Below are 18477 nucleotides of genomic sequence, written 5' to 3' on the forward strand. Positions count from 1 at the left end.
ACTGCAATCCAAAGTCCTTTTTAGTTTTATATTGGTTTCATGTATTTTTTAGATGGAAGGATGTTGGTCTTTATTTTGCATTTTTACGGCGAATAAACAATAACATACCAATTAGGAATGTTGAAAGTCCCATTAAAATAGATGCAGGATAATGCGCTGCAGTAGTAGGTAACTTATCACCTTGTTTTGTCGCATTATCTTTTACGTTACCACCTTGTGAACTGCTATCACCTTTAACTCGATTGCCCTCTTGAGAGCCTTTGCCATCTTGCGAACTGCTATCGCCCTTAACTCGATTGCCACCAGAACCACTGCCATCAGAACCGTTGCCACCAGAACCGTTGCCACCAGAACCACTGCCATCAGAACCGTTGCCACCAGAACCGTTGCCACCAGAACCACTGCCATCAGAACCGTTGCCACCAGAACCGTTGCCACCAGAACCACTGCCATCAGAACCGTTACCACCGGAACCGTTGCCACCAGAACCGTTACCACCGGAACCGTTACCACCGGAACCGTTGCCACCAGAACCGCTACCACCAGAACCACTGCCATCAGAACCGTTGCCACCAGAACCGCTACCGCCAGAGCCGCTACCACCAGAACCGTTGCCACCAGAACCACTGCCATCAGAACCGTTGCCACCAGAACCGTTGCCACCAGAACCACTGCCATCAGAACCGTTGCCACCAGAACCGTTGCCACCAGAACCGTTGCCACCAGAACCGTTGCCACCAGAACCACTGCCATCAGAGCCGCTACCACCAGAACCGTTGCCACCAGAACCGTTGCCACCAGAACCGTTGCCACCAGAACCACTGCCATCAGAGCCGCTACCACCAGAACCGTTGCCACCAGAACCGTTGCCACCAGAACCACTGCCATCAGAGCCGCTACCGCCAGAACCGTTGCCACTAGAACCGTTGCCACCAGAGCCGTTGCCACCAGAGCCATTGCCGCCAGAACCGTTGCCACCAGAGCCGTTGCCACCAGAACCGTTGCCACCAGAACCACTGCCATCAGAGCCGCTACCGCCAGAACCGTTGCCACCAGAGCCATTGCCGCCAGAACCACTATCGTCCTGAGAACCGTTGCTTCCTGGAGGTTTATTATTATCTTTTGAGTTTCCTTCTGCTAAATGATCACTGTTTTGTACAATAGCGTTTGTTATTGGATTGAAGTTTTCAGTTGCAGCATTACCAATATTTAAGCCGCTAAAAAAGGATAAAGAAAGTGTTGATGCTAAAATGAAGATTTTTGTCATTGTTTTCCTCCTGAAGAAAAAATTATTGTTCCATCTAAAATACACCCCTTCGTAATATTTCATAGGAAAAAGAGTTTTATGCAAAAAAAACTATATATAGAAAAAGGTGGTGTATTTCTAAAGGGAGAAAAGAGTTAATGTAAATTTTTTGCAAATAGTAGAGTGATGGAGAATTTATACTCATAACAGTAGAGGAAGTGGCAACGGATGAAAGAATATATTGCATTTGATATTGGTGGTACGCAAATTAAATATGGAATTGTTTCAGAAATAGGGGTAGTACTAATGCATAAAAAGGTCCCAACAGAAATTCACTTGGGCGGGGAACAAATTGTTCAAAAGCTTATATATTTATCAAAAAAGTTAATGACTGAACATACTATTTCCGGAATTGGTATTAGTACAGCGGGAATTGTTGATATTGATAAAGGAGTGATAACGGGAGGTGTGGATCATATTCCGCGTTATGCTAATATTTCTATTGTTGAGAGATTACAAGAAGCATTAAAAGTTCCTGTATCTATTGAAAATGATGTTAATTGTGCAGCCTTAGGCGAGAAATGGAAAGGTACAGGGAGGGGAGAAAGCGATTTTATTATGCTTACGCTTGGAACGGGCATTGGTGGAGCAATTGTTATAAATGGGGAGTTATACCGTGGACATTCGTTTGGCGCTGGGGAATGGGGGAACATGTTAATAGAAGGGAATACTTTTGAGGAGATTGCCTCAATTTCGGGATTAATTCATCTTGTACGAAGATATAAAGGTGAAAAGGAGTGGGATGGTAAAACAATTTTCGAATTATATGATAAGGGTGATAGCGGTGTTACTCAAGCCGTGAAGATTTTCTTTAAACATTTGGCGATTGGAATTAGTAACCTTGCTTATATTTTTAATCCGAAAATAATTATTATTGGTGGGGGAATTACTGAAAGAGGAGATGATTTCTTAAATGAAGTGAAGAAAGAGATAGGAACATACTTAAATCAAGAGATTTATAGTAATTGTGAGATTAAACTTGCACAAAGCGGCAATTGTGCAGGAATGATTGGTTCTATTTACCACTTATTACATCAGTATAAATAAATATAGTATCTGTTTTCATATAATTGAGAATTTATCCTTTTTCTCATTAGATAAATAATGCTACAATATAAGAGGAGAATACAATGTTTTCCGATTTGGAAAATGCTTTGTAGAAAGGAAGAAACTTCATGCCTATTATTTTAGAAAAAGGACAAAAGATTGATTTAACGAAAGGACAACCGAGAGTAGCGAAACTGCAGGTTGGCTTAGGCTGGGATCCAATTGGGCAATCAGGTGGGTTTCTGTCTTCTTTATTTGGAAGTAAACCAAGTGTAGATTGTGATGCATCTGTTGTTATGTTAGAAGGGGATCGTTTTTTAAACAAAAATGATCTAGTTTACTTCGGCAACAAACTTTCTACTTGTGGTAGTATCATTCATTCAGGAGATAATTTAACAGGTGAAGGCGCTGGTGACGACGAAACAATTTTCGTAGAATTACATAAAGTTCCGAGCCGTATTAATCGTTTAGTATTCGTTGTAAATATTTACGACTGTGTAAATCGTCGTCAAGATTTTGGGATGATTCGCAATGCATATATTCGTATTCAAAACCCACAAACAGGTGAAGAATTAGCACGTTATAACTTGTCAGATAATTACGCTGGCAAAATGACTTTAATTGCAGGGGAAATGTATCGAGACGGAAACGAATGGAAGTTTTCAGCAGTTGGAGAAGGAACACAAGATAAAAACTTAAGTGAGATTGTATCACGTTACCAATAAAATAAACCAAGGAGGAATCGTATATGGCATCAATTTCATTGAAAAAAGGACAAAAGGTAGACTTAACAAAAACAAATCCAGGTCTTTCGAAAGTTCTTGTAGGACTTGGTTGGGATACGAATCGTTATGACGGACAAAACGATTTCGATTTAGATGTTAGTATCTTCTTAGTAGGTGCTAACGGTAAAGTTTCAGGAGCAGAGGATTTCGTCTTCTATAATAATCCAAAAGGTGCGAATGGTGCTGTAGAGCATTTAGGAGATAACCGTACAGGTGAAGGTGAAGGCGACGATGAAACAATTAAAATAGACTTAAAAAATGTTCCTGCACATATCGAACGTATTTGCTTCGCAATCACAATTTATGATGGAGAAGGCCGTAGCCAAAACTTCGGACAAGTTTCTAACTCTTTCGTACGCATTCTGGATGAAGAAAAGAATGCAGAATTAATTCGTTACGATTTAGGAGAAGATTTCTCTATTGAAACAGCTGTAGTAGTAAGCGAATTATACCGTCACGCAGGTGAATGGAAATTCAATGCAATCGGAAGTGGATTCCAAGGTGGATTAGGTTCTCTATGTAATAACTTTGGTTTAGATGTAGAGTAATAGATTTATATATCCATCAGTGAAACGCGTATTTACTGATGGATATATTTTTTGAAATTAAAATATAGAGGTGAATATATATGGTTATTCAATTGCAAAAAGGACAGAAAATTGATTTAGCTAAAACAAGCCCAGGTTTATCAAGAGCAGTAATTGGTCTTGGATGGGATATTAAATCTTATGATGGTGGATCTGATTTCGATTTAGATGCATCTGCCTTTTTATTAGATGCGAACGGGAAATGTACGAAGGAAACTGATTTTATTTTCTATAATAATTTACAGTCTCCTTGTGAATCAGTTTTACATACAGGAGATAACCGTACAGGTGCAGGTGACGGCGATGATGAGCAACTTGTTGTCGATTTGAAAAAGGTTCCAGCAGATGTTCATAAAATTGCTATTACAGTTACAATTTATGATGGTGAAGGCCGTAATCAAAACTTTGGACAGGTTGCAAATGCATTCGTTCGTTTAGCAAATGAAGAAACAAACGAAGAAGTTCTTCGTTTTGATTTAGGGGAAGATTTCTCCATTGAAACAGCAGTTGTCTTTTGTGAATTATATCGTCATAATGGACAGTGGAAGTTTAGTGCAGTAGGAAGCGGATTCCAAGGTGGATTAGGTGCGCTTGTAAAAGCGTATGGCTTGGATGCATAAGAAGGGAAACGGCATTCGTTTCCTTTTTTTGACCTTTCTATAAATCTAGCAAAGAATAGGGGATAAAGGTAAGATGAGTATTTTGCAAGGAATCCTTGATACGTATGCTCAGTTTTTCGACTTGGACATGTGGATTAAAGTGTTACAAGATCCAGTATCTTGGGGGTTAATAGGTACACTTGTTGTACTTGAAGGTTTATTATCTGCTGACAATGCACTTGTGTTAGCGGTAATGGTAAAACATCTTCCAGAAGAAAAACGAAAAAAAGCATTATTCTATGGACTGATTGGAGCTTATGTATTCCGTTTTATTGCAATTGGAATCGGAATGTTCTTAATTAAACTGGCATGGGTAAAAGTGTTAGGTGCGCTTTACTTAGCTTGGCTGTCAATTAAATATTTCATTGATAAAAGAAAAGGCACTTCAGAAGAAGAGGAAGCCCATGGTATGAACCAAAATAGTATTCTCTTCAGAATGTTCGGTGTTTTCTGGGGAACGGTTGCGATGGTTGAATTAATGGATATCGCATTCTCTGTAGATAGTGTACTTGCTGCATTTGGTGTATCGAATGAAGTTTGGATTTTACTATTAGGTGGAATGCTCGGTATTTTAATGATGCGTGGTATCGCTGGCGTATTCTTAAAATTGTTAGAGCGTATTCCAGAACTTGAAACGACAGCATATATTTTAATCTTAATTATTGCGGCAAAAATGCTGTTATCTGTCATTCATATTGAAGTAAGTCATACAGTGTTCTTTATTGTTTTAGTTGTAGCGTTTGGAATAACATTTATAATTCACTACATGAAGAATAGTGGACAAGCACGAGAAGAAGTTGCAGCTACTAAAAATGAACATAAATAATTGAAATGGGTTTGCTCGTTATGCGAGCGCCCATTTTTTATAACTAAAAATAGTTTATAATAGAAGAGAGACTTTAGAAAAACGTAAATGTTTTTGGAGGTGAACTGTTGTGTTTTCACGTTTTACACTTCAACCATGTGCATTAAAAGATGAATCAGATTTAAAGCAATTTGAAGCACTTTTAGAAAAACGCCCACAATATGAACTGACAGAGAATGAGATGAAATTTAGTTACATAGCAAGTCGCATTCTTGGTGTTCCGAATGATGTAGATGAATATTTCAATGGGCTATTTGATTATAGTGAAGCAAAAGGGATCGAGGTTTTGCATGAACAAAATTTAAATAAGGTGATTGATCCCGAAAAACTGCGCCATATTCAAGAAGTTTTTGCATTACATCAAGAAGCACCGAATGGACTTACAGTAAATAGGCTTGTAGCACATTTGTCTGGAAAACAACTATTACCGCAAGTAGACAATCCTGATTTACAGCATTATATACATACGACGTTTATTTCTGTATTGAAATTGTATGAGAAACAACATAATCAATCTTTAAAAACAGAAGGATTCCGGCGTTTCTTAATCGATATGATTAAATTAAGTGAAAATTACGTAGCGAAGTGGTTCTCTACGATTAATTATAAGAAACAAATGCCGCGTATCGTTTGGTACGGTGATGCGACGGAGAGTCGTATATATTTCTTATACTTTCTTATTATGCTCGGCTGCGATGTGCTTTATTATCACCCAGAAGGAAAAGATGGATTTGAGAGTGTAGATGAGGAAGGAAAGACCTTTGTCGTATCTCATTCGGGCCGTATTTCATTGGAACCATTTCCTGATCGGCGTCGTGAACGCGTCGCAACAGTAGCTTATCAAGCTTCAAAAGAAATCGAGCAAGTACTTCACCACGATAATTCATTATTATACAAACCGTGGCAATTCCGTTCTTATACACCTGTAGCCCGTACGCTCAAAACAACGTACGATGAACTCTTTTTAATTACGAAAGAAAAGGCATTTGTACGTCCAACATTCTTTGTTGAAAATAAGCATATTTATATTCCTTCTTTATTTGCAAAAATATCAGGTGTTTCAAAGAATGATAAAGAATATTTTCAACGATTAAAGGCTGTTACATCATTTGATAACAGTTTTTTAATTAATACATTCCCGTTTACGAAAGAACAAAAAGCGAATTTCCAATATCATTATCGTGATGCATTGGACCGCGGGGGGAAGTTACATCCGGATTTAATTATGAACAGCCACTGGTGGCCGCATAAGCGTTTACCAGAAGGATTACAACATGGTATTGCAGAAGCGATTATTCATACGTGTGAAAGTGAAATGTGTAAACCAATTGCGAGAGAGACGAAACAAGATGTAGCACTGTATGTTTTCGCACAACTCTCGCAAATACCACCGAACATTTTAGAGCAGCTTGAGAAATTTGATTATTCGCAAGAAGTACCGAAAATTGTTATATTTAATAATGAGAAGAGCGGAGAATTAAGTCGTTCTGATGCTGTTTTATTACTATTTTTAAATCAAATTGGAGTAGATGTATTCCACTTTAATCCAACGGGGAGAAACGATATTGAACCGTATATTGAATCAGGAGCATTTGATTCACATTGGCTTGAAGAAGTTAATTTCGATCTTGAATTTCATGGTTCATCAGCCTATAAAAATTTATCACAAACAATAAAAGGACTATTTCGTCCATTTTTATAAGGAAAGGGAGAATATCATATGAATAACCCAGTCGTACTAGATTCGAAAACAGAATTGAATGAGCAAACCGCACAAGACGTTCGCTTGCAACTTAGACAAGATGCTGAAGTACAACGTATTTATAATGCAGTAGACATTAAAGACCAACTAGAATTAATCGAGCTTGGAAAAGAGCCTTCTATGGAGATTTCACGTTTCGCTGATCAAATTTTACATACAATGTCTTTATCGAAAATAGAAGACTCTGGTGAATTATTAAAACAGCTTGGTAAAATTATGGACAGATTTGATAGTAAAGACTTTGCGGAAGAGAAAAGTGGTTTCTTCTCACGTATGTTCAAAAAAGCAGATAAAATGATTGAACAAATCTTTAGTAAGTATCAGACGATGGGTCGCGAAATGGATAAAGTATACGTAGAAATTACGAAGTATCAAGATGAAATGAAAAAATCAATTGGTACGTTAGATGGTTTATATGAGCAAAACTTAAAGTATTATTTAGACTTAGAAAAATACGTAGTAGCAGGGGAAATGTTATTAGAGCGTTTAAATACAGAGTTAGTTCCGATGTACGAAGAACGCATACGTAATAATGATCAGTTAGCAGGTATTGAATTAGAATCGCTTAAAAACTCTGTTGAAATTTTAGAACAACGTATTGATGATTTAGAAAAAGCACGTATGGTTGCTCTATTAACAGCGCCACAAATTCGTATGATTCAACGCGGTAACAATAAATTAATCGGTAAAATCAATACAGCATTTATTACAACGATTCCTATTTTTAAAAATGGTATCATTCAAGCGGTAAATGCGAAACGTCAAAAACTTGTTGCGGATTCTATGGCTGAACTTGATCGCCGTACAAATGAATTACTTAAGAAAAATGCACAAAATATCGCAACTCAAAGTGTGGAAGTAGCGAGAATATCAGGTTCTTCTAGTATTAAGATGGAAACACTTGAGGAAACTTGGAACATTATTTCAAGAGGTATGCAAGAAACACAACAAATTGAAGAGCAAAATAAACGTGAGCGTGAAGAAAGTCGTAAGCGTATGGCTACATTAACAGAAAACATTAAAAAAGAATTACAAGGATAAACAAAAAGGCAATGAGGAATATTCCTCATTGCCTTTTATTCGCTATTTGCGTGCTAATAATTAGTGGGGATGAACAAAATCCCCACTGATTAAAGTTGCACTTTATTTTCTCTTAAATAATTTAATGATTTCATTCACAACAAGCGGAATGATACTTAACAAGAGAACAAATCCCCAATCTCGCATTGTTAATGCATGCACACCAAATATATTGGCAAGAGGTGGGATGGAGATGATACACACTTGCATAAGAACACCGATTAGAAGTGAGAAGACTAAATATTTATTTGTAAATATCCCAATTGAAAAAATTGATTTCGTTCTTGAACGTAAGTTAAATGAATGAACGAGTTGAGAAAAACTAAGAACGACAAATGCCATCGTTTGAGCGTGTAATAGAGCGTCTTCATCAATTTGATCTGGGAAGAGAGGAAATAAATTTGTATCTCCTGTATAGAGCTTTGCCCCGACGATAAAGGCTGTTAAAGTAAGAAGTCCAATTACAACCCCATTGAAAATAAGAAAAGGAACGCTGCCGCTAAATAAGCTTTCTTTCGCATGTCGTGGTTTGTCCTTCATCACATCTGGATCTTCAGGATCAACACCGAGTGATAATGCAGGCAGTGTATCTGTAATTAAATTTACCCACAAAATGTGAATAGGTCGTAGTGGTGTTGCCCAGCCGAGTAAAATAGCTAAAAAGAGAGCTATAATTTCGCCGAAGTTACAAGAGAGTAGGAAGAGAATAGACTTTTTAATATTACGATAAATATTTCTTCCTTCTTCAACAGCTTTCACAATAGATGAGAAGTTATCATCTGTTAAAACTACATCTGCTGCGCCTTTTGCGACATCTGTCCCTGTAATTCCCATCGCTACTCCAACATCAGCTTGTTTTAAAGAGGGAGCATCATTTACACCGTCACCAGTCATGGAAACGATATTTCCTTCATCACGTAATGCTTTTACAATCTTCACTTTATGTTCTGGAGAAACCCTAGCAAAGACATTTAAGTGATTAATTTTACTTGCTAGTTCTGTATCTGAAATGTTATCTAATTCAGTTCCAATCATAATTTCAGATTTTTCTTCAGCAATACCAAGTTCTTTGGCAATTGCAAAGGCGGTATCCTTATGATCACCAGTAATCATAACTGTGCGAATACCAGCTTTTTTACATTCTATAATTGAATCTTTTACTTCTGTGCGTGGTGGATCAATCATACCGACAAGACCGATAAAGATGAGATTTTCTTCGAGGTGATTAATATCCACATCGTTTGAATCGTATCGTTTATATGCGAATGAAAGTACTCTTAAGGCTTCTTGCGACATTGACCCGGCAGCTTCTAATATTCGATTTTTATCAGAATCTGTTAGGACCTCCAGTTTATTATTTATAAAAATATGGGTACAGTGAGGTAAAAGTTTATCAATAGCACCTTTCGTCATGCTATAGTAGCCTTCATCGTACGTATGTACAGTTGACATCATTTTACGATCAGAATCGAAAGGCAATTCGTTAACACGTTCATGTTTATTTTCTAAATAATCTTTTTGAATGTTAAAAGAGCTTCCGGCAACAAGAAGGGCAATTTCTGTAGGATCCCCCGTTTGTGAGTCGGCACCGTAAGAAGCATCGTTGCATAAAACCATATTTTCTAATAATAGACGGTGTGCAGCATTATTTACATTCAAATTTTCTAGCTGATCGTATGCACGATCACTATAAAAGTGAGTAACAGTCATTTTATTTTGAGTTAATGTACCTGTTTTATCTGAACAAATAATCGTGACAGAACCGAGAGCTTCAACAGCTGGTAGTTTACGAATGATAACGTTTTGTTTAATCATACGCTGAACACCAATTGCAAGAACGATGGAAACGATAGCTGGTAAGCCTTCTGGAATGGCTGCAACAGCTAAACTAATTGCGGTCATAAACATTTCCAAAGTATCTCTTCCTTGTAAAAAACCGATGAGAAACATAATAACGCAAATAGCTACAGCGACAAAACCTAAATATTTTCCTACTTGTGCTAAGCTTTTTTGAAGCGGTGTCATATCATCTTCAGCTTCATGCAAAAGAGTTGCGATTTTTCCGACTTGTGATTTCATTCCAGTTTCGACAGCAACACCGACGCCACGTCCGTATGTTACTAACGTCGACATAAAGGCCATGTTTTTTTGATCGCCTAATGGTACTTGCTCATCACTTTGCATGGAAGGGTGGTAGACTGCATCTTTATCGACAGGGACAGATTCACCAGTTAGAGCAGATTCTTCAATTTTTAAATTCGCAGTTTCGATAAGTCGTAAATCGCAGGGGATATACCGCCCAGCATCAAGCATAACGATATCACCTGGAACGACGTGCTCAGATGGAATCTCTTTAAGTTCACCATCTCGCTTTACGATAGCTTTAGGTGTTGCCATCTTTTTCAATGCTTCTAAAGCCTGTTCTGCTTTCGATTCTTGGATTACACCGATAACAGCATTTAAAACTACAACGAGCGCGATAATACTTGCATCGGCCCATTCACCTACAAAGGCGGAAATAAGGGCAGCGATAATAAGGACATATACGAGGACGTCATTAATTTGGGCGAAAACGCGCTGCCATAAAGTACGTTTTTGTTTTGAAGTCAATCCGTTTGGACCATACTGTTTTAAACGTTCATTTACGTTTTCATCTGTTAAACCGTGCTGTTCATTTGTTTCTAGGTCGATTAATGTTTGATTTTTCGTCTTACTGTACCAATTGCTCATAAGTAAGCACCCCCAGTAAAAACAGTTAGCAATGGTAGTGTGGCAATTTTTTTAGAGTAGTATGTATGGAGAAAAAATCTAAGGTGAGGTTCTACTTTCATTGTACAGTATTTTAGAATGTGATGAGGAAAAGAGAAGAGTTGTCATGAATTTGTTGAAATTAAAAGAGCCTCGAATACGTGAGGCTCTTTGTTATTTTTTAATTAATGTACCTAATTCCTCAGTAATAGCTTGCATTTCACTAATACTGAATGTTTCACGTTTCATAACATGCTCATAAATGTCACGTAAGTCCTCGTACATTTCTGCGTTAAAACTAGCAGCTCTCATTGCTCCAGCATTAACCATGCGTAATTTTTCTTTAATAGCTTCTACCATATATTCAACGTTTGCTTCTGATTTTACGGATAAATCCACCGAAGTGTCCCCCTTTAAAATAACATAAGGTTATCTTAACATTTTTTTATCATTTTCGTTAATGAAACTTTTCAATCCTATTAAATTAGTAGGGATTTCCTTTATATTTAATAATTGGTTGTTTATACTATATAAGTATATAGTAAGAAATGCACCAAGAAGGGAAGAAACAAAAATATGGTCCGAGTATTGTTTGTTTGTCTTGGGAACATTTGTCGTTCTCCAATGGCAGAAGCAATTTTTCGAGATCTTGTCGTAAAAGAGGGACTCGAAGAGAAAATTGTCATTGATTCTGCAGGAACTGGAGATTGGCATATTGGTCATCCACCACATAAAGGAACACAAAAAATTTTAAAAGAAAATGAAGTCTCTTTTGAAGGAATTAAAGCACGGCAAGTAGAAAAAGAAGACTTAACAAAGTTTGATTATATTATTGCCATGGACAACAAGAATATAGCGGATTTAAAAAGTTTTGATAAAACTGGAGGCTATATTGGTAGACTGTCCGATTTTGTTCCAGACGGTGGCTGGACAGACGTTCCTGACCCTTACTTTACAGGGAACTTCCAAGAAGTGTATGACCTTGTAACAGAAGGGTGTGTAAAGCTATTAGCTTTCATTCGAAATGAACAAGGAATATGAGGAAGCTTAGAAAGTAATACTTTCTAATATAAGAAATGAAAGGGTGAAGGAATATGGCAAAGAAAAATAATATTGCTCGAAACATTGCGATTGGTGTAGCTGCAGGTGTAGCTGTATCTATGTTAAAGAAAGAAAACCGTGAAAAAGTAAAAAACACGGCAGAAAAAGCAAAAACAAAGATGATTGAAATTGGTGAAAATGCGAAGATAAAAGAAAAAGTGCAAACTGTTACAGATAAAGGACGCGAACTTGCTGATTTCAATGTAGTGAAAGCGAAAGTAGCAGAAATTAAAAAATTGACGCCGTCTGTTGTAGAAACGTTAAAAGAAACGAAAGAAATTTTTAGTAAGAAAAAAATTGTGCCAGTAGAAAAGCCGGAAACGATTGAAATTCAAGCTGTATCTCCAAAGGTAGATGAGCTTAAAGCAGAAGAAGAGCTTAAAGCAGAAGAAGAGCCAGTGGTAGCTGCAGATGGTGGTATGAAAGAAGCGCGTGAATTATTTATGAAGGACTCAAATGCAGAGGAAAAAAAAACTGAAGCATACATTGAGCTAAAGCAAAATAAAGAAGAGAAGAAAAGCGTCTAAAAAATATGAGAAAATTTCTAGAAAAAGCAAAAAGAAATCGCACTTTTTCGTTTGGGAAAGATTTATATGACCGGACGATGCGCGATGATGTAGCGGGCTTAGCAGCACAGCTCGCTTATTTCTTCTTGCTTGCGATTTTCCCTGGGCTTGTTTTCTTAATTACGCTTCTTGGCTTTATTGACCTTCAAACAGAAAGTGTGCTCAATTTATTAGAACCGTACGTACCAGAAGATGCGATGAACTTAATTGAAGTAAACGTAGATAAAGTTGTAAACGAACAAAATGGTGGTTTATTATCATTCGGTTTACTATCGATGTTATGGTTTGCTTCTAATGGAGTAAATGCGATTATGAATGCTTTTAACCGTGCTTATGATGTAACAGAAACACGCTCCTTTATTAAAACAAGAGCTTTATCAATTGTGTTTACATTAGCTATTATTTTTATGATTGTGTTTGCGCTAATTGTTCCAGTATTCGGACAAGTAATTGGTGCAGCAGTGTTTAAAGCAATTGGTTTATCGGATAGTTTTGCTTATGTGTGGAGTATTGCACGTTTAGTAGCGAGTTTCTTCGTTTTGGTAGCTTTGTTTAGCTTTTTGTATACGTTTGCGCCTGATCGGAAATTAAAGCGAAGAGAAGTCATATCGGGGGCTTTATTTGCTACTGTAGGGTGGATTGTGGTATCGTACTCATTTGCCTATTATGTAGATAAATTTGCAAATTACGCTAATACATATGGTGGTCTCGGTGGTATCATTATTTTAATGTTATGGTTTTACTTAACTGCGTGGGTAATTTTACTTGGCGGTGAAATTAATGGTTTACTCCATCATTATAGAACGGGTGACAATAATTCCCGTAATGAATAATGAGCTCTTGTTCCATAATAAAAGGGAACAGGGGGGATATTTCATGAGTAATAATAAAAAGAACCACAATAATAAAAGCAACAATAAACAAAAGAGCAGTTCGCATCCAAAGCATAAAACGAGCAGCAGTGCGAACGGTCATAATAGCTACCATTAAAAAAAACGGGTCCTTCATCAGGGACCCGTTATTTATTTCCTTTTAATAATCGTAAACCATTCAAAATGACAAGGATGGTACTTCCTTCATGTCCAATAACACCGAAGGGAAGAGCTAAAAACTGTAAAAAATTTGAACAAATCAGCATTGCAATGACAGCTAAAGAGAAGATAACGTTTTGCTTCACAATACGGTTCATTCGTTTTGATAAACGGATTGCTTGAGAGAGACGAGATAATTCGTTTTTCATAAGAACAACGTCTGCAGTCTCTAATGCTACGTCTGTTCCTTCACCCATTGCAACACCAATACTAGCAGTAGCGAGGGCAGGTGCATCGTTTATACCATCTCCAACCATGGCGACTATGCCATACTTTTCTTTTAACTGCTTTATCGTTTCAACTTTTGTTTCCGGTAAACATGATGCGTAATATTCTTTTATATTACTTTCATTGGCAATTGCTTTTGCTGTTTCTTCATTATCACCAGTAATCATGATTGCTTCGACACCAATGCTTTGCAAATCACGAATAGCCGCTATCGTTTCTTGGCGAAGGGTATCTTTTAAAGCGATCAGTCCAAGAATACCATCCTCATCACTAATATAAACGACAGTTTTCCCCTCTTTTTCAAGTGAAGCAGAAATGCCATTATGGAATGTTTTTATTTCTTCCCCCATAAAATCAGCTTTACCAATTTTATAAGCTTTGTTTTCTAATATTCCTTTTAATCCAAAACCAGTTACATCTTCAACGTTTTCTGGTTTTTTTATCGTAATGTCGTAAGCATGTTTTGCATATTTAACAATCGCTTCTGCTAAAGGATGTGTAGAGTGACTTTCAATCGCTGCTGTAATAGAAAGTACTTCACTTTCTGCTATGCCTTCTCGAACATATACATCTGTTACAGTAGGTTTTCCTTGTGTTAATGTTCCTGTTTTATCAAAGGCAATCGCCTTTACTGAAGCTAGACGTTCTAAATGAATACCACCTTTAAAGAGAATACCGTTTCTCGCTCCGTTTGAAATTGCTGATAAAGTTGCCGGTGTAATGGCTGCAACTAGTGCGCAAGGAGAAGCGACTACAAGTAAGATCATAGCGCGATAAAACGTTTCATTCCAACTCCAATCAAGTAAGAAATGAGGAACGAACATCATCAGCGCAACAACAAGTAGTACACCTTTTACGTATGTTCCTTCAAATTTTTCGATGAATAGTTGTGATGGTGATTTTTCGCTTTGTGCACTTTGAACGAGACGAATAATCTTTTGGAATAATGTTTGATCGCTCGGCTTCGTAATTTTAACTTCAATAGCTCCACGTAAATTTACAGTGCCAGCAAATACTTCATCACCGAATTTTTTCTCATTCGGAATAGGTTCTCCTGTAATAGCAGCTTCATCAATATTTGTTTCACCAGTATGAATTGTGCCATCAGCAGGAACACGCTCACCTGGCTTAATTAAAATAATATCGTTAATTTGTAATTGTCCAACTGGAATACGTTCCTCGGTTCCGTGTGAAATACGTAATGCTTCTTCAGGTTGTAAGTCAAGAAGCGCTGAAATTTCTTTTTGGCTTTTACTTAATGTATAAGATTCCATAGCTCCGCTTAATGCAAAGATGAAGATTAAAATAGCACCTTCTGCCCAGTAACCGATAACTGCGGCGCCGATAGCTGCAAAAATCATGAGCATTTCAACATTTAGCTCTTTCTCTTCAATTGAGTCTGCAATACCTTCTTTCGCTTTTGCAAATCCTCCAATTACATAAGCAAGGATATAGAAAGTAATACCTGCACTTATTGCATCATTTTTTGTGAATAACCAGCCAGCTAAAATAAAAATACCAGATGCGATTGCAAATATAAGTTCATAATGTTTCTTTAATGTATCCCATAAAGAGGGATGAGAAATATCTTTTTGTGCTTGTAATGTTTTTACTTCTGCGTTCATTAATACTCGCTCCTTCCGAATTCTTATTGAGAAAAAGAATCAAAATCGAAACCCCTATAAAACGACGAAAGCTGCCATCCATAATGGATAGCAGCATTTCTGTTGAATCTGATTTTAATAGTTATTATGTTGTAATTATTCTATAGTATAGCATATGTTTTTCTTAGATGATATGTTTTTGTTTTAGTATAAAGTGAAACTTTAATTAGTGGGGGGGGGGTGTTCATCCCCCACTAATTATTAGCCCTCACCAATCGGGCTTTTACGGGCAGCAGGGCTCCCACCTAACTTCTTTGCCCCAGCCGAATTTGGAGGTGGGAGTTTTACTGCCCGGCGAATAGCGGGATAAACTGAAAACTTGTGTTTTCGCATTTCCTTTGGTATATATGAATATTGTTCATAAAAAGGTCGGAAAGGAAGACATCAAGTTGAAGACAGAGAAATTTTTTACCCATCCGATTGGCGTGTTTATTGCTGCAATAGTAGCAACATTTTTATGGGGAAGCGCATTTCCCTTTATTAAATTAAGCTATGTTGAACTTGGAATTCAGCCACAAGAAGTCGGGGAACAAATATTATTTGCTGGCTATCGCTTTTTCTTATCTGGTGTAATGCTCTTATTATTTTTTAAAGCGTTAGGAAAAGATATGAAGTTCAAAAAAGGAACAGGAAAGCAGTTAGTTCAAATTGGCTTGTTTCAAACTTTTCTTCAATATATATGTTTTTATATTGGAATGAGTTACAGCTCAGGAATTGAAGGAGCGATTATTTCAGGAACATCATCATTCTTTCAAATTTTACTCGCACACTTTTTATATAAAGATGATGCTCTAAATAGGAGAAAAGTAATTGGAGTAGCTATCGGTTTTTGCGGTGTGATTTTAGTGAATGTACCGAGTGATGGAAGTTTATCATTCCATTTTGGAATAGGTAGCTTATTACTTCTTGGAGCAGCGATGATGTATTCGTATGGAAACATATTAGCGAAAGAAGGTAGTAAAACGTTAGATATTGGGTATATGACAGCATATCAGATGATTTTCGGATCAATTGGTTTGATATGTATAGGTGCATTTCAAGTTGGAATGATGCCATTCGCATTTAATCTACATGCAATACTTATGCTCATATATTTATCGTTCTTATCAGCAGCGGGATTCTGTATATGGAATACAATTATGAAGTATAACAAAGTAGGGAAAGTCTCGATGTATATGTTCTTTATACCAGTGTTTGGTGTGCTACTATCAAGTCTGATTTTAGGGGAAGCAATTCATTCCTTTGTACTATTTGGTTTAGCATGTGTCGCAGCGGGAATTATTGTAGTAAATCGTAATCCGATTAAAAAGAAAGTTGAGCAAGAAAAACAACTAGCATAGAGAACAGAAAAACGATTAAAATGGAAGAACAGTATTGTTCTTCTTTTTTTACATAGAAAAAGGAGAACGTGCTATATGTAACGAAAAAAAGATAGAAAAAGCATTTATTGAGGAGAACATATTATGAATGTACTTTACATTGTGTTAGTCGGGCAAATTATTCTTTTTTTAATGGGAGCAATTTATGCAATAGGACAGACGAAAAGAACGAGAAATAATATGCCGTTACCTTTAGCGGTTCGTCTTATTCTTAGTTTTTCTTTAACAGGAAGTGCAATTTGGATATGGTTACAAGATCCATCGGTTGAGTACAGTACGTGGGTTGCACTCGGTATGACATTGTCAACTGTAGGGGATTTATTTATGGCAGGATTAATTCCAATTGGTCATCGATTAATTGGAGGAATGGTTACTTTCGCGCTTGCACATTGTTTCTATGTGAAAGCATTTTTACAAACAGGTATTTCATGGAATGGTTTTTGGATCGGTTTACTCGTATACGGACTCTTTCTAATTATAGGATGGTTCTTTTTTATCCGAAATGAAAAACAGGATAAATTGTTTACGATTGGGGCTCTAATTTACGGTTTGTGGGTTGGAGGAATGGCATGTTTTGCATTCGCCTTATATTACGAGAATACAGGAATATGGTGGGTGCCAGCACTTGGTGGCTTATTGTTTGTGATTTCTGATTTTATTATCGGTGTGACAGATATCGGGGGGCGCAAACTGAAGTATGAACCACTTTGGATTTGGTTTACATATGTCGCAGCGCAGATGTGTATCGTATATGTAGGATTATAAAAAGATACTCTCAAAAATAGTTGATAGACTATTTTGAGAGTATCTTTTTTATTGCTATGCTACTATATTTGTTTTTTAATTTATGCAGTATTCTATATTTTTTAAGCATGAATGTCATAGAAAAAGTCCTGTTTAGTAGATGAAAAATATAGTATATAAGGATAGTAAATTTATGGGGGTTATTATTTTTATATTTGTAATATTCTAATGTTATAATTCAGAATTTTATGGAAATTCACCGGTCGGAGTACTTATAATAAAAATAAAAAGATGATGAGATGGTGGAATGATGCAAAAGAAAAAACGTTTGCGTGAATTCTTTGAAATAATTGCGATTGCATGCTTAGTGGTGTTTTTGGCAAAAATCTTTTTGTTTTTTCCTACGACTGTAAAAGGCGCATCGATGAGGCCGACGTTACAAGATGGAGATAAAGTAATTATTAATAAACTTGCAAAGAGATTTGAAAGTTATGAGAGAGAGGATATTATTGTCGTGAAGACAGATAATTTCTACGTGAAGAGAGTTATTGGATTGCCAGGAGATGTAATTGAGATGAAGAATGATCAATTATATGTTAATCATCAAGTGAAAAACGAAGAGTATTTAAAGAATAATAAAAAACAGGCAGAAAAATTACTTATCAATTTAACTGAAGATTTTGGACCGATTACAATTCCTAAAAACAAAATTTTTGTGATGGGAGATAATCGTTTAGTTAGTAGGGATAGTAGGAACGGCTTAGGGCTTATTGATAGAACAGAAGTATTAGGAAAGCTCATGGCGATATATTATCCATTTGAACATGTGAAAATGGATAATTAGAAATAAGAAAAACCAAGCGAA

17 protein-coding genes are annotated in these 18477 nt (G+C 36.6%); 13 read left to right on the forward strand and 4 right to left on the reverse strand.

What is annotated here, in order from left to right:
• Positions 1 to 70: 70 nt before the first annotated feature.
• The gene (locus MHB76_RS02200) at positions 71 to 1267 is read right to left on the reverse strand and encodes a cell wall anchor protein (RefSeq protein ID WP_340985567.1); all 1197 of its coding nucleotides are present in this window, start codon (positions 1265 to 1267) and stop codon (positions 71 to 73) included.
• 207 nt (positions 1268 to 1474) lie between these two features.
• Between MHB76_RS02200 and MHB76_RS02205 the strand changes: the two genes are divergently transcribed.
• From MHB76_RS02205 to MHB76_RS02235, 7 genes are all read left to right on the forward strand, one after another.
• Positions 1475 to 2353: an ROK family protein gene (locus tag MHB76_RS02205; protein WP_340985569.1), complete on the forward strand. Its 879-nt coding sequence runs from the start codon at positions 1475 to 1477 to the stop codon at positions 2351 to 2353.
• Positions 2354 to 2481: 128 nt separating this feature from the next.
• Positions 2482 to 3078: a TerD family protein gene (locus MHB76_RS02210; RefSeq protein WP_002029589.1), complete on the forward strand. Its 597-nt coding sequence runs from the start codon at positions 2482 to 2484 to the stop codon at positions 3076 to 3078.
• Between the two features lie 23 nt (positions 3079 to 3101).
• Complete coding sequence (locus MHB76_RS02215) at positions 3102 to 3686, forward strand: TerD family protein (RefSeq protein WP_002113699.1); 585 nt, start codon at positions 3102 to 3104, stop codon at positions 3684 to 3686.
• Between the two features lie 80 nt (positions 3687 to 3766).
• Positions 3767 to 4345 (forward strand): TerD family protein, encoded by a 579-nt coding sequence (locus MHB76_RS02220; RefSeq protein WP_002091197.1) that lies wholly within the window; start codon positions 3767 to 3769, stop codon positions 4343 to 4345.
• A 73-nt stretch (positions 4346 to 4418) separates the two neighbouring features.
• On the forward strand, positions 4419 to 5210 hold the full coding sequence (locus MHB76_RS02225; protein ID WP_002113704.1) for a TerC family protein: 792 nt from the start codon (positions 4419 to 4421) through the stop codon (positions 5208 to 5210).
• Between the two features lie 109 nt (positions 5211 to 5319).
• Complete coding sequence (locus MHB76_RS02230; RefSeq protein WP_078173512.1) at positions 5320 to 6951, forward strand: YceG family protein; 1632 nt, start codon at positions 5320 to 5322, stop codon at positions 6949 to 6951.
• 18 nt (positions 6952 to 6969) lie between these two features.
• Entirely contained in the window at positions 6970 to 8052 is a 1083-nt protein-coding gene (locus MHB76_RS02235) for a toxic anion resistance protein (RefSeq protein ID WP_002115838.1), read from the forward strand.
• 102 nt (positions 8053 to 8154) lie between these two features.
• Here the strand turns inward: MHB76_RS02235 and MHB76_RS02240 are convergent, their stop codons facing one another.
• Both MHB76_RS02240 and MHB76_RS02245 read right to left on the reverse strand, forming a co-directional pair.
• Positions 8155 to 10821 carry a cation-translocating P-type ATPase gene (locus tag MHB76_RS02240; protein WP_340985572.1) on the reverse strand — a complete coding sequence of 889 codons (2667 nt, stop codon included), beginning with the start codon at positions 10819 to 10821 and terminating at the stop codon, positions 8155 to 8157.
• 192 nt (positions 10822 to 11013) lie between these two features.
• A complete protein-coding gene (locus MHB76_RS02245; protein ID WP_002113714.1) occupies positions 11014 to 11238 on the reverse strand; it encodes a DUF1128 domain-containing protein in 225 nt (74 codons plus the stop codon).
• 177 nt (positions 11239 to 11415) lie between these two features.
• On the opposite strand from MHB76_RS02245, the gene MHB76_RS02250 reads away from it, so the two are divergent.
• From MHB76_RS02250 to MHB76_RS02260, 3 genes are read left to right on the forward strand one after another with little or no spacing between them, the layout of a single operon-like run.
• The gene (locus MHB76_RS02250; RefSeq protein ID WP_002159414.1) at positions 11416 to 11880 is read left to right on the forward strand and encodes a low molecular weight protein-tyrosine-phosphatase; all 465 of its coding nucleotides are present in this window, start codon (positions 11416 to 11418) and stop codon (positions 11878 to 11880) included.
• Positions 11881 to 11933: 53 nt separating this feature from the next.
• Positions 11934 to 12467 (forward strand): DUF4075 domain-containing protein, encoded by a 534-nt coding sequence (locus MHB76_RS02255; protein WP_340985575.1) that lies wholly within the window; start codon positions 11934 to 11936, stop codon positions 12465 to 12467.
• Positions 12468 to 12472: 5 nt separating this feature from the next.
• Complete coding sequence (locus tag MHB76_RS02260) at positions 12473 to 13339, forward strand: YihY/virulence factor BrkB family protein (RefSeq protein ID WP_078173509.1); 867 nt, start codon at positions 12473 to 12475, stop codon at positions 13337 to 13339.
• A gap of 185 nt (positions 13340 to 13524) precedes the next feature.
• Here MHB76_RS02260 and MHB76_RS02265 read toward each other — a convergent pair whose 3' ends face one another.
• Complete coding sequence (locus tag MHB76_RS02265; protein WP_078173508.1) at positions 13525 to 15450, reverse strand: heavy metal translocating P-type ATPase; 1926 nt, start codon at positions 15448 to 15450, stop codon at positions 13525 to 13527.
• A gap of 428 nt (positions 15451 to 15878) precedes the next feature.
• On the opposite strand from MHB76_RS02265, the gene MHB76_RS02270 reads away from it, so the two are divergent.
• The 3 genes from MHB76_RS02270 to lepB all read left to right on the forward strand — a co-directional run bounded on the left by MHB76_RS02270 (position 15879) and on the right by lepB (position 18456).
• Positions 15879 to 16829 carry a DMT family transporter gene (locus MHB76_RS02270; RefSeq protein WP_016103448.1) on the forward strand — a complete coding sequence of 317 codons (951 nt, stop codon included), beginning with the start codon at positions 15879 to 15881 and terminating at the stop codon, positions 16827 to 16829.
• Positions 16830 to 16952: 123 nt separating this feature from the next.
• Positions 16953 to 17633 (forward strand): lysoplasmalogenase, encoded by a 681-nt coding sequence (locus tag MHB76_RS02275; protein ID WP_002159411.1) that lies wholly within the window; start codon positions 16953 to 16955, stop codon positions 17631 to 17633.
• A 286-nt stretch (positions 17634 to 17919) separates the two neighbouring features.
• Positions 17920 to 18456, forward strand: coding sequence for a signal peptidase I (gene lepB / locus MHB76_RS02280; protein ID WP_002159410.1), 537 nt, complete (start codon positions 17920 to 17922; stop codon positions 18454 to 18456).
• Positions 18457 to 18477: the final 21 nt, after the last annotated feature.

Source organism: Bacillus sp. FSL M7-1345, from assembly GCF_038006985.1.
Taxonomy (GTDB): domain Bacteria; phylum Bacillota; class Bacilli; order Bacillales; family Bacillaceae_G; genus Bacillus_A; species Bacillus_A cereus_U.